The organism is Methylobacterium sp. C1 (assembly GCF_001854385.1).
Lineage (GTDB): Bacteria > Pseudomonadota > Alphaproteobacteria > Rhizobiales > Beijerinckiaceae > Methylobacterium > Methylobacterium radiotolerans.
Map to the genome: position 1 here is coordinate 3,889,335 of NZ_CP017640.1, position 12,082 is coordinate 3,901,416.

Annotated in this window: 12 protein-coding genes; 4 read left to right on the plus strand and 8 right to left on the minus strand. The window is 72.7% G+C overall.

Annotation, left to right across the window (positions count from 1 at the left end):
• Positions 1 to 74: 74 nt before the first annotated feature.
• A complete protein-coding gene (locus tag BKE41_RS17995; RefSeq protein WP_059408350.1) occupies positions 75 to 857 on the plus strand; it encodes a fumarylacetoacetate hydrolase family protein in 783 nt (260 codons plus the stop codon).
• A gap of 117 nt (positions 858 to 974) precedes the next feature.
• Positions 975 to 3,647, plus strand: a complete 2,673-nt coding sequence (locus tag BKE41_RS18000; protein ID WP_070999942.1) for a glucosidase — start codon at positions 975 to 977, stop codon at positions 3,645 to 3,647.
• Positions 3,648 to 3,688: 41 nt separating this feature from the next.
• On the opposite strand, the gene BKE41_RS18005 is transcribed toward BKE41_RS18000, so the two are convergent.
• Entirely contained in the window at positions 3,689 to 4,096 is a 408-nt protein-coding gene (locus tag BKE41_RS18005; RefSeq protein ID WP_024829343.1) for a MucR family transcriptional regulator, read from the minus strand.
• A gap of 303 nt (positions 4,097 to 4,399) precedes the next feature.
• On the opposite strand from BKE41_RS18005, the gene BKE41_RS18010 reads away from it, so the two are divergent.
• Positions 4,400 to 5,497, plus strand: coding sequence for an NAD(P)/FAD-dependent oxidoreductase (locus tag BKE41_RS18010; RefSeq protein WP_070999943.1), 1,098 nt, complete (start codon positions 4,400 to 4,402; stop codon positions 5,495 to 5,497).
• Positions 5,498 to 5,500: 3 nt separating this feature from the next.
• Here the strand turns inward: BKE41_RS18010 and BKE41_RS18015 are convergent, their stop codons facing one another.
• The 7 genes from BKE41_RS18015 to BKE41_RS18045 all read right to left on the minus strand — a co-directional run bounded on the left by BKE41_RS18015 (position 5,501) and on the right by BKE41_RS18045 (position 10,869).
• On the minus strand, positions 5,501 to 6,217 hold the full coding sequence (locus BKE41_RS18015; RefSeq protein ID WP_012320329.1) for an LrgB family protein: 717 nt from the start codon (positions 6,215 to 6,217) through the stop codon (positions 5,501 to 5,503).
• A gap of 3 nt (positions 6,218 to 6,220) precedes the next feature.
• Positions 6,221 to 6,625 (minus strand): CidA/LrgA family protein, encoded by a 405-nt coding sequence (locus BKE41_RS18020; RefSeq protein WP_012320330.1) that lies wholly within the window; start codon positions 6,623 to 6,625, stop codon positions 6,221 to 6,223.
• Positions 6,626 to 6,640: 15 nt separating this feature from the next.
• Positions 6,641 to 7,102, minus strand: a complete 462-nt coding sequence (locus tag BKE41_RS18025) for a TerB family tellurite resistance protein (protein WP_053620519.1) — start codon at positions 7,100 to 7,102, stop codon at positions 6,641 to 6,643.
• Positions 7,103 to 7,215: 113 nt separating this feature from the next.
• Positions 7,216 to 8,004 (minus strand): DJ-1/PfpI family protein, encoded by a 789-nt coding sequence (locus BKE41_RS18030; protein WP_199825799.1) that lies wholly within the window; start codon positions 8,002 to 8,004, stop codon positions 7,216 to 7,218.
• A gap of 16 nt (positions 8,005 to 8,020) precedes the next feature.
• On the minus strand, positions 8,021 to 8,713 hold the full coding sequence (tenA, locus tag BKE41_RS18035; RefSeq protein WP_175654070.1) for a thiaminase II: 693 nt from the start codon (positions 8,711 to 8,713) through the stop codon (positions 8,021 to 8,023).
• A gap of 3 nt (positions 8,714 to 8,716) precedes the next feature.
• Positions 8,717 to 9,391: a response regulator transcription factor gene (locus BKE41_RS18040; RefSeq protein ID WP_012320334.1), complete on the minus strand. Its 675-nt coding sequence runs from the start codon at positions 9,389 to 9,391 to the stop codon at positions 8,717 to 8,719.
• Entirely contained in the window at positions 9,388 to 10,869 is a 1,482-nt protein-coding gene (locus BKE41_RS18045; RefSeq protein WP_063111717.1) for an ATP-binding protein, read from the minus strand. Before BKE41_RS18045 ends, BKE41_RS18040 begins: the two co-directional genes overlap by 4 nt.
• A gap of 288 nt (positions 10,870 to 11,157) precedes the next feature.
• On the opposite strand from BKE41_RS18045, the gene BKE41_RS18050 reads away from it, so the two are divergent.
• Positions 11,158 to 12,066 carry a hypothetical protein gene (locus tag BKE41_RS18050; RefSeq protein ID WP_070999944.1) on the plus strand — a complete coding sequence of 303 codons (909 nt, stop codon included), beginning with the start codon at positions 11,158 to 11,160 and terminating at the stop codon, positions 12,064 to 12,066.
• The last annotated feature ends 16 nt before the right edge of the window (positions 12,067 to 12,082 follow it).

Consider the following 12,082-nt stretch of genomic DNA (forward strand, 5'->3'; position numbering starts at 1 on the left):
GACCGCTGGCGGCCGGTCCCGCCCGGTCGTATCGCCCGCATGCGGCGCACGGATCGCGGTGAAGGGACAGAGGCATGGCAACGATCGATCGACGCCGCGTGCTCGGGGCGGTCGCCGCCGGCGCCGCCGCGGGCCTCGGCCCCGCCGCGGCCGCCGAGGCGCAGCCGGACCCGCTGTTCCCGCTCGCGCAGGCCACCATCCCGATCCTGGGCGAGTCGCAGGTCTTCCCGGTCCGCCGGATCTACTGCATCGGCCGCAACTACGCGGCCCATGCCCGCGAGATGGGCTCCGACCCGTCGCGCGAGCCGCCCTTCTTCTTCCAGAAACCGGCGGATGCCGTGCAGGTCGTGGCGGGCGGCGTCGCCGAGCATCCCTACCCGTCGCTGACCCAGAACTACCACCACGAGATCGAGCTCGTCGCCGTGCTGAAGTCGGGCGGCCGCGACATCCCGGCCGCGCAGGCGCTCGACCACGTCTACGGCTACGCCACCGGCCTCGACATGACCCGCCGGGACCTCCAGCGCGGGATGGGTAACCAGAAGAAGCCGTGGGAGATCGGCAAGAGCTTCGACCGTTCCGCGCCCATCACGCCGATCCTGCCCGTCGTCCGGGCCGGGCATCCAACCCGCGGCCGCATCCGGCTCGCCGTGAACGGCACCGTGCGGCAGGACGCCGACCTGTCGGAGATGATCTGGTCGGTGGCCGAGCAGATCGCGGAGCTGTCGCGGGCCTTCGAGCTCAAGGCCGGCGACATCGTCTTCTCCGGGACGCCCGAGAATGTCGGGCCGGTCGTCCGCGGGGACGTGCTCGCGGGCTCGATCGCGGGCCTGCCGGACCTGTCGATCCGCATCGTCTGATCCCGCATCGTTTGACGCTCCCCCCGCGGCGACGCGGCGCCGGCGGGACGACGACTTTCCCTGCCGGCGGCGCGGCTCTATCCCGTACGGATCCGCGGGGGCAGGAGCAGCGCGCGTATGACCAAGCCCGACGGCGTGCCGCCGAACCTCTTCGACACCGCCGAGGGACGCCGTCTCGTGGAGGCACGCTCCGATCCGGCGTGGCGCCGCTGGGGGCCGTATCTCAGCGACCGGCAATGGGGCACGGTGCGGGAGGATTACAGCCCGGGTGGCGACGCCTGGGACTACCTGCCCCACGACCATGCCCGGTCCCGCGCCTATCGCTGGGGCGAGGACGGGATCGGCGGCTTCGGCGACCGCCACCTGAACTGGTGCCTGTCCCTGGCGCTCTGGAACGGGCGCGACCCGATCCTGAAGGAGCGGCTGTTCGGCCTGACCAACCAGGAAGGCAACCACGGCGAGGACGTCAAGGAACTCTACTACTACCTCGACGGAATCCCGACCCACGCCTTCATGCGGATGCTGTACAAGTACCCACAGGCGGCATTCCCTTACGAGTCCCTGGTCGAGGAGAATGCGCGGCGCGGCCTCGACGACCCGGAATTCGAGCTCCTCGATACCGGCCTGTTCGACCAGGGCCGCTACTTCGACGTCGAGATCGCCTACGCCAAGGCCGCGCCCGACGACATCCTGATGCGGGTCACCGCCACAAATCGCGGCCCGGACGCCGCCGACCTGACGCTGCTGCCGCAGCTCTGGGCCCGCAACACGTGGTCGTGGAAGCAGGGCACGCCGAGGCCGGAACTGATGGCCGGGTCGGAGGGCTCGGTCTGGGCGCGCCACCCCGAGATGCCGACCTTCCGCTTCTTCGCCGAGGGCGCGGGCGACCTGCTGTTCACCGAGAACGAGACGAACACGCACCGGCTGTTCGGCAGCGGCCCCGCCGAGGGCTTCTACAAGGACGGCATCGACCGCCGCGTCGTGGGCGGCGACCGGGCCGCCGTCAACGCGCTGTCCGGCACGAAGTGCGCCGCCCGCTACGACCTGCATCTCGGCCCGGGCGAGACGCGGAGCGTGCGCCTGCGCCTGCGCGCCGAGACCGCGCCGGGCGAGCCCTTCGCGGATTTCGACGCGGTCTTCGCCGCCCGCGAGGCGGAGGCCGACGATTTCTACGGGGCGCTCCAGGCGCCGATCGCCGACCCAGAGATGCGGCTCGTGCAGCGGCAGGCGCTCGCCGGCATGCTCTGGTCGAAGCAGCTCTACCATTACGACGTGCGCGAGTGGCTCGCCGGCGACCCGGCGCAGCCCGCTCCGGCGCCGGAGCGGCGGCACGGCCGCAACAGCGACTGGGCACACCTGCGCGCCAACGACATCATCTCGATGCCGGATGCCTGGGAGTACCCCTGGTTCGCCTCCTGGGATCTCGCTCTCCAGGCGATCGTGTTCGGGCTCATCGATCCCGACTTCGCCAAGAACCAGCTCCTGCTCCTGGTCGACGAGGCCTACACCCACCCGAACGCCGCGCTGCCGGCCTACGAATGGGGCTTCGGGGACGCCAATCCGCCGGTCCACGCACTGGCCGCCTGGCGGGTGTTCGAGCTGGACCGGGCCCTCACCGGCAAGCCGGACCACGCCTTCCTCAAGCGGATCTTCAACAAGCTCACCTTGAACTTCACGTGGTGGGTGAACCGGAAGGATTCCGACGACCGCAACCTATTCCAGGGCGGGTTCCTCGGCCTCGACAACATCGGCATCTTCGACCGGTCGAAGCCGGTGGGAGACGGCGCCACGCTGACCCAGTCCGACGCGACCGCCTGGATGGCGACCTACGCGCTGAACCTGATGCGGATCGCCATCGAGCTGGCCCTCGACGACCCGACCTTCGAAGACATGGCGGAGAAGTTCTTCGAGCACTTCCTCCTCATCGCCGGCGCCACCGGCGCGGGCGTGTGGGATGAGCCGGACGGCTTCTTCTACGACGTGATCGAGACCCGCGACGGCCAGCGCCTCCCGATCCGGGCCCGGACCATGGTCGGCCTGATCCCGATCTTCGCGGTGGCGGTGATCAACGAGTGCGACCTCGCGCGGCTGCCGTCCCTGCGCAGCCGGATGGTGTTCTTCCTCAAGAACCGCCCGGACCTCGCGACGCTGGTCTCGCGCTGGAACGAGCCCGGCGAGGGTCAGACGGCGCTGCTGTCGCTGCTGCGCGGGCACCGGCTGAAGGCCCTGCTCCACCGCGCCCTCGACCCGAACGAGTTCCTGTCGGATTACGGGCTGCGCGCCGTGTCCCGCGTCTACGCGGACGAGCCGTTCTGCTTCGCGTGGAACGGGCGGGACCTGGGGCTCGCCTACGAGCCGGCCGAGTCGCGCTCGCGCCTGTTCGGCGGCAACTCGAACTGGCGGGGCCCGGTGTGGATGCCGGTCAACTACCTGCTCATCGCCGGGCTGAACCGCTTCCACGACTATTACGGCCCCGACTTCCGCGTCGAGGCGCCGACCGGGTCGGGCCGGACCTACGCGCTCCGGGAGATCGCCACCCACCTATCACGGCGCCTGATCAGCCTCTCGACCCGTCGCCCGGACGGGCGCAGGCCGGTCTACGGCGACAGCCGGATCGAGCAGGAAGACCCGCATTTCCGCGATCTCGTCCTGTTCTACGAATACTATCACGGGGATAGCGGCCGCGGGGTCGGCGCGTCGCACCAGACCGGGTGGTCCGGGCTCGTGGCCCTGCTGATCCAGGAAGTGGCGACCGCCGCCGCCGAGGCGCAGACCCCGCCCTGGCCGTGAGGGTCGGTCACCGGCCTGGCGCGCCGGCGACCGACGCGACGTCACTCCGCGGCCTGCTGCATCCGCAGGCGCTGGCCCTGACCGATCTGGCGGGAGATCGTCGAGCGGCGGGCGCTGTAGGCGGCCGAGACCAGCGGGTAATCGACGGGCAGGCCCCACTTGGCCTTGTAGGCCTCGGGCGTGAGGCCGCGCATCGTCAGGTGGCGCCGCAGCGCCTTGTAGGGCTTGCCGTCCTCGAAGCTGATGAGCGTGTCGGGCCGGATCGAGGCCTTTATCTGCGCCTCGGTCGGCCGCCGGACCTGCGGCTCCGCCGGCTGGTCCAGAGCCGTGATCGAGCGGTGTACCTCGGAGAGCAGGTCGGGCAACGTTCCCGCCGGGACGCTGTTGCGCGTGACGTAGGCGCTCAGGATCTTTGCGGCGAGTTCGACGCTCGGCGATGTCATCTGCATGGTCGTCACCTCGATTCTACGTGTTTCGGATGTGGCGCTCGTCGGTTTCCGTCGGGCTCTTCGCCGCCGACGGCCGGTGCATGTCCCTGAGACGTTCTCGGCTCCGGCCGGAGGCGGCGGATGGGCTCATTATGCGCCCGTCCGCCGTCGCTACAACCGAGCCGCGCATTTATCGCGCCGATATTTCTACTTAGGATTGAGATTTAGGGTCAACGACGAATCAACGGGCGCGTCGTTGTTCCGGCTCAAGTGCGGTATTGAGGACTCACCTGCCCGTCCGGGCGCGCTGGAGAACGCGAACACATGGAGGTCCTGGTCGTCGGAGCCGGCGTCGTCGGGCTCGCCATCGGGCGGGCGCTCGCTCTGCGCGGGCACGCCGTCATCGTGGCGGAAGCCGAGGACGCCTTCGGCACGGGAGTCTCGTCCCGGAGCTCCGAGGTGATCCACGCCGGCATGTACTACCCGGGCGGATCCGAGCGCGCGCGCCACTGCGTCGAGGGCGCCCGGCAGCTATACAACTTTTGCGCGAGTCACGGCGTTCCGCATCGCGCATGCGGCAAGCTGATCGTCGCGTCCGACGACGGGGAGGCCGAGAAGATCGCGGCGATCCGCCGCCAGGGCGAGGCCAACGGCGTCCCGGGCCTCGAACTCCTCGACGGGAGCGCCGCCCGCCGGCTGGAGCCGAATCTCGCCTGCACCGTGGCGCTGCACTCGCCGCGCACCGGCGTCGTGGATAGCCACGCGCTGATGCTCGCCCTGCTCGGTGAGATCGAGGATCACGGCGGCGCGCTCGCCCTGCGCACGCCCGTCGAGGACCTGAGCCGGCGGGACGGTCAGTGGCAGGCCGCGTTCGGCGGAGCCGAGCCCGGCACGATGGCCTTCGACGCCGTGGTCAACGCCGCGAGCTTCGGCGCGCCGGCCCTGGCCGCCCGCACGGAGGGCTACCCGGCCGAGCGCGTGCCGACGCTGCGCCTCGCTCGCGGCAACTACTTCGGCTGCACCGGCAAGCCGGCCTTCTCGCGCCTGATCTACCCGGCGCCCCGGATCGACGGCGGCCTCGGCATCCACCTGACCCTGGACCTCGCCGGCCGCACCCGCTTCGGGCCCGACGTGGAGTGGGTCGACGGGTTCGACTACCGGGTCGATCCCGGGCGCGCGGAGGCCTTCTACGGCGCGATCCGGCGCTACTGGCCCGGCCTGCCCGACGGCGCGCTGTATCCGGACTACGCGGGCCTGCGGCCGAAGCTAACCGGCCCGGGCGAGGCGGCGGCCGATTTCCGGATCGACGGGCCGGCCGAGCACGGCCTGCCGGGGCTCGTGCACCTGTTCGGGATCGAGAGCCCGGGCCTGACCTCCAGCCTGTCGCTCGCCGAGGCGGTGGCCGACCGGCTGGACGCCTGAGCCTCAGAACAGCAGGTGCAGCGCCAGGGGCGCGAGGACCGCCGTCAGGAAGGCGTTGAGCCCCATGGCGATGCCCGCGAAGGTGCCGGCGACCTCGCTGACCTGGAATGCGCGGGCCGTCCCGATGCCGTGGGCCGCGAGCCCGGCCGCGAAGCCGCGGGCGCGCATGTCGCTGATCCGCAGGAGGTTCATCATCGGCGTCACGAGGATCGCCCCGATGATGCCGGTGAGGATCACCAGGATCGCCGTGAGCGTCGGGTCGCCGCCGAGCGCCTCAGCGATGCCCATCGCCACGCCCGAGGTCACCGATTTCGGCGCCAGCGAGACGAGGATCGGTTGCGGGATGTCGAGGAGCCGCGCGAGGCCGATCACCACGGCGAGGGTGGTGGCCGAGCCGGCCGCGAGGGCCGCCAGCATGGGCGCGAGGGCACGCAGGACGGTCGCCCGCCGCTCGTAGAGGGGCATCGCCAGAACCACGGTGGCGGGTCCGAGCAGGAAGTGGACGAACTGCGCGCCCTCGAAATAGGCCCCGTAGGGCGTGCCGGTGATGGCCAGGACCGCCCCGACCAGGACGACCGTGATGAGGACGGGGTTGGCGATCGGGTGCCGGCCGGTCGCGGCGGCGATCCGGTCCGCCAGGACGTAGGCGGTCAGCGTCACGGTGAGCCACAGGAGCGGCGTCTTGGCGAGGTAGACCCAGAGCGAGAAGTCGCCGCCCACGCGTCAGGACTCCCCGTCGGTGCCGCGGCGCTCGACCAGGGCGGCGACGGCGCGGAAGACCAGGACGGTGACCAGCAGCGACAGCGCCGTCGAGACGACCAGCACGAGCGCCAGCTTGGCGCCCTGGGCGCGCAGCAGGTCGAGGCGGCCGACGACGCCGACGCCCGCGGGAACGAACAGGAGCGACAGGTTCATCAGCAGCCCGCGCGCGGTCGTCTCGAGCGTGCCGTCGGTGAGCGGCTTCGGCAGCACGCGCGGCAGTCCGAGGCGGGCGTTGTCGCGGAGCAGCAGGAACGCGAACATCAGGCCCATGCCGATCACCGGGCCCGGGATCGGAACGCCCGCGCCGCGGGCGAGGGCCTCGCCCAGCAGCTGCGCGAGCAGGATCAGGGCCAGACTGGCGATCATCGCGGGCGGCCGGGGCTAGGCGGCCGCGACGCCCTGCTGTCCGCTGCGCCGGGCCGCCGCGACGGCGGCCTCGTCGAAGCCGAGCAGGCGGCCGAGGCGCTCGACCAGGGCCTCTTCGAACTCGTCGACGTGGCCGTCCGCCGCCGCGACCGACCACGCCATGGTCAGCAGCTCCTCGCGCTCGCACCGGTCGGCCTCGTGCGGGATCATCTCCACGAGGCTCGCCACGTCGCGCACCTCCGCGTCCATGGCGGCGGCGCGCTCGATCAGCGCCCGCGCCGCGTCCGGACCGTCGGCGTAGTGGCCCTGCACGAGGCGCGAGAGGCGCTCGCTCTCGGCCGGCGCCAGGATGCCGTCGACGCGGGCGACGTGGACGAGGAGCGCGGTGGCCGCGAGATGCGTCTCGTCCACGGCCTCCTGCGTGCCGACGCCGAGAGCCTCGGCCGCGTAGGCGCGCAGGCGTGCGATCAGGGACATGGCGGCTCCGGGGGATCGTGCACCGCAACAGTTCGGGCCACGGCGGCGCGCCGTCAAGGACGCCGCCGCACGTCGCGCCGGACCGTGGCGCGGTTGCATCGCCGGCGCAGCGCTCACGTGCGGGCTGCGGCCTCCGCCCCCGTGACCAGCGGGGCGAGGATCGCCTCGGCCGCCCGCACGGTGGCGGGCCCGGCCTCGAAGGGGGTGCCGGCGCTGAAGGGCGGTGCCGGGGCGTACTCGGCGACGAGCTGCGCGGTGCGCGCGTAGGCGTCCCCGCGCAGGCGCGCGGCGAGCGCCAGCCCGAGATCGAGCCCCGCCGAGACCCCGGCCGCGGTGACGCGGTCGCGGTCGAAGACGACGCGCTCCGCCACCGGCCGGGCGCCGAGGAGCGGCAGAACCGCGTCGCGCACGCACCAGTGCGACGTCGCGCGGTAGCCGCGCAGCAGGCCCGCCGCGCCGAGGATCAGCGATCCGGTGCAGACGCTGGCGATCCAGCCGGCCCGGGCGGCGCGGTCGCGCAGGAACGCCAGGAGCGCCGCGTTGCCCATCTGCGCGGGCGTGCCGTCGCCTCCGGGGACGAACAGGACGTCGAGATCCGCCGGGCAGGTCGCGAAGCCGTGGGTCGCCACCAGGGTGAGGCCGGTGTCGCTCGTCACCGGACCGGCCTCCGCGCCGACGAGGTGGAGGCTGCCGGGCGCGAGGCCCGCGAGGAAGGTCTGCGGCCCCACGAGATCGAGCGCGGTCAGGCCGGGATAGACCAGCATGGCGATCCGGATGGGGCGGTCCGGCGGGACCGGCGCCGGACCGCCGACGGTGGCGGCCAGGGCCGGACGGAGCGGCGCGGCCAGGGCGGCCGCGAGCGCGGCCGCGACGAGATCGCGGCGGGTCTCCGGCGCGGTCACGGGCGCGCCGGGCGGCTCACAGGGTCCAGGCCGCGTCGCGGTAGGCGCTGTCCCAGAACTGCCACTCGAGCCGGGTGGCCTGCGTGAAGGCCCGGTGCATCCGCGCGCGCTCGCCCTCCGACGCGTCCAGCGCCGCGCGGTCGGTGGCGGCGATCATGGCCGCGACCGCCGCGGCGAACTCGTCGCCCGCGTAGGTGTCGATCCAGGCGCGGTACGGGTTGTCGGGCGCCGCGCGGGCGAAGATGTCGTCGCCGACCGCCTTGTAGATCCAGAAGCAGGGCAACAGGGCCGCGCAGAGCACCGCGTAGGGCTCGGCGTAGGCGGTGGCCATGAGGTAGCAGACGTAGTGGTCGCAGGCCGGTGTCAGCGGCGTCGCCGCGAAGGTCTCCGGCCCGATGCCGTAGTCGCGGAAGAAGCCGCCGTGGAGGGCGCGCTCGACGACGATCGCCTCCTGCGCGGCGCGGGAGAACTGCACGATCGTGTCCGGATCCGGCGCCTTCGCGGCGGCGAGGCTCAGCGCCCGGCCGAAGCCGATCAGGTAGTGCGCGTCCTGCACGATGTAGTGCCGGAACCGGTCCTGCGGCAGCGTGCCGGCGGCGAGCTCGGCGTTGAACGGCATCGACCGGATGGTCTCGTAGGCCGCGGCGTTGCGCGCCCAGGCCTCCTGGGAGAAGGCGCCCAGGGCGCCCGCCAGTCCGGGGGACGCCACGGCCTAGCCCTGCCGCTGCGCGTGGGTGACGGCGACGTGGATCAGCTCGGCGAGGGTGCGCACGCCGAGCTTCTGGCGCATCTGCGAGCAGGCGTTGGTCACGGTCTTGTAGCTCACCGACAGGTCGGCCGCGATGGCCCCGTAGGAGCGCCCCTGCGCGAGGCGCGCCAGGATCTGCTGCTCGCGGGGGGTTAGCTGCGATTCCGGCGCGCGGCGGGCATCGGCGCGCAGCATCGCCACCTCGGTCGCCAGGCGCCGGTCGAGGTAGACCTCGCCGACGCGGACCTTGGCGAAGGCCTCGAACAGCTCGGCCGAGGCGTGGTCCTTGAGGACGTAGCCGAGGGCCCCCGCCTCGAGGGCGCGGGCGACGATCACCGGGTCGTTGTGCATGCTGAAGACCAGGATGCGCGTCTCGGGTGCGACCGCCCGGATGCGCCGGATCAGGCCGAGCCCGGCCATGCCGCTGCCCTGGAAGGTCAGGTCGCAGATCACGACCGGCGGGCGGAGCCGGTGGAAGATCCGGTAGCCGCCGACGACGGTCGTCGCCTCCGCGATGGTCTCGACGCCGGAATCCTCCAGCACCCGTCGACAGCCCTGCAGGACGATGGGGTGATCATCGATGACGAGGACCGGCAGGCGGGTGGCGGCGGCGTCGATCTGGGATGCGATGGCGTTCATGCGCTCGGCGCGGTGTTGTTCTCGTCGCCCCGGTCAGGCGGAACGGGGATCGTGATCCGGACGATCGCCCCGGGGCCGGCATTGTCAAGGGCGAAGGTGCCGTCGAGGGCCTCCACACGCTCGCGCATCCCCGACAGACCGAGGCCGGTGCCGTGTTCCGGCGGGATGCCGGTGCCGTTGTCGCGGATGGTGAGGTCGATCCGGCCGCCGGTCTCGGCCGCCTCCGCCTCTACCCGGGTCGCGGCGCCGTGCCGCACGGCGTTGGTCGCGCTCTCCTGCACGCAGCGGAACACCGTGAGGTCCACGAGGTCGCCGTAGCCCCGGGCCAGCCCGTCGAACCGGCCCGCGAAGGTGATGCCGGGATGGCGCTGCCCGAAGCCGCGCAGGAGCAGGTCGAGGCAGGTCGACAGGGGCGCCTGCCCGAGGCCGTGCGGTCGCAGGCGGTTCAGGAGTTCTCGGTTGACGGTCTGGACCTGCCCGACGATGGCGCTGATCTCGGCCGCCCGGGCGGCGAGCTTCTCGCGGCTCGGCTCGGCCGCACCGGAGGCGATGCGGCCGATCGAGGCCGCGTTCGCCTCCAGGGCGAACAGGCACGGGCCGAACTCGTCGTGCAGCTCCAGGGCCGTCCGGCGGCGCTCGTCGTCCTGCGCGGTCAGGAGTTGGCGGTTGAGGCGGCCGTTGGCGGCCCGGACCTCGCCCAGGGCCTCGGCGACCTTGTTGAACCGCTCGGCGATCACCGCCAGCTCCCGCGCGCCGGGCGGCTCCAGGCGGGCGGTGTAGTCGTGATGCTCCAGCTGGGTCAGGCCGGCGCCGAGCCGCCGCAGCGGCGCGAGGATCCGGCCCAGCGCGATGTAGAGGGCGATCAGCATCGCGGCGTTGATCGCCAAAGTGGTGAGCGAGAGCGCCCGGGCGTAGCCCCAGATCTCGTCGATCTCGTCCATCGGCTGCGTGGTGATCTGCGCCGTGCCGAGCCGATGCCCGTTGACGACGATCGGCAGGACGTGGCGCTCGATCGGCGGCATGATCAGGTCGGCGAACCAGTGCGGCGCCTCCCGGTCGGCGCGCGGGGGCGGCAGCGGCCGGCCGACCTGGTCGCCGTCCGCGTCGAGCACCGCGACCCGGACGTGTCGCAGGACCTTGAAGCGCAGGTCGAGGGTCTGGAGCAGCGTGTCGGGCGCGGCTGTGTCCGACAGGCGGATCGTGTCGGCCACCAGAGACTCGACGGTGGCGAGTGACGCGCGGGTCTCGACGCGCACCGCCGACCGGGCGTTCAGCACGATGACCGCGCAGGAAATCACGGCCGCGAAGGCGTCGATGAGCAGGACCACCGCGACGAGCCGCGCGCGGGTGGACCACGCCGACCAGGGCCAGCGGCGGAGCCGGAGACCGTCCGGCGCGGCGGCCGTCTCGGAACGCGGGGGCAGGTTCGGGCGGGTATCCACGCGGTGACGCATAGCGACCGCGCCGGCGAAGTCCATCGTGCCCGCGGCGGGCGGCGCGCGGGCTGCCGGCCCGAACGCGCTCGGGCCGCACCGCCCGCACCGGCGCCAACGGCCCGAACACCGAATCTTAAGCGGCACGGCGTAATCTTGTGGATAGCCGCGCCAGGACTGGCTGGGCAGGCAATTCGGACCGACATCATTGCGCCGTATTGCAGCTCCTCTATCGCCACGAGAGTCGAACCACCTTCGAATCCTCGGGGTGTGGCGGCCGGTGAAGGGGAGCCCGGTCGCGCGCGGCGTGTATCGTGTCAGGGACCCCGGCCTATGATCGATCTCAACCTCGACCCGTCCGAGACCCGGCCCGACCGGATGTCGCCGGCCAAGCCCGGGCCGTCGCTGAATCTCAAGGTCGTGCTGTTCGGCGTGGCCGGCGCGAGCGCGCTTGTCGGCTTCGGCGTCGCCGCCTCGACGGTGATGGCCGGGCTCGCGGCCCCGACACCCGTCAAGATCGTCGCGTCCCGGCAGGCCGCGGACTGGCCGGAGCTGAAGGACGGGCTGCCCGCGATCAAGGGCTCCGTCCAGGCGGCCGCCGCCCCGGCGCAGCCCGCCAAGCCGGAGACGCCGGCGCTCAGGATGGTGTCGCTGCCGGAAGCCTTCGCGGCGATCACGCCTGCCCCGAAGGCACCCGCGCCCGCCCCGCAGCCCGCGAAGGTCGCCGCGGCCCCCGTCGCGCCGACGCAGCGCATCCCGGTCCCGACTCCCGTCACGCCTGTCACGGCCGCGCGGGAAGTCGCGCCGCTGGTGCCGGTCCGCACGGCCGCGCTTCAGACGCCCCGGGCCTCCGAGACGGTCCGCGCCCGCGAGCTCGTCGAGCCGGCCGCACCGAAGCCGGCGCCTGTGGTGGAGAGCACCGAACGTTTGGACAGGGCCGAGCGGGCGGAGAAGGCGGAGCGCGCTGAGAAGACCGAGCGTGCGGAGAAGGCCGAGCGGTCCGACAAGCCCGAGCGCAGCGAGAAGCCCGCGCCCAAGGCGGCGGCCCGCAAGACGCCGGCGCCGACGCGGACCGCCGACAAGGCGAAGGGCGTCCCGACCGCGACCGTCGCCCAGGCTGAGCCGGCCGAGGCGGAGGACACCGAGGTGCTCGGGATCAAGCTTCCGTCCCTGGCACCAGCCGGGCGGAAGCTGAAGGAGAGCGTCGACGCCCTCGGCGACGCCGTCAAGAATGTCTTCTGATCCGCCGCGCCGGCCC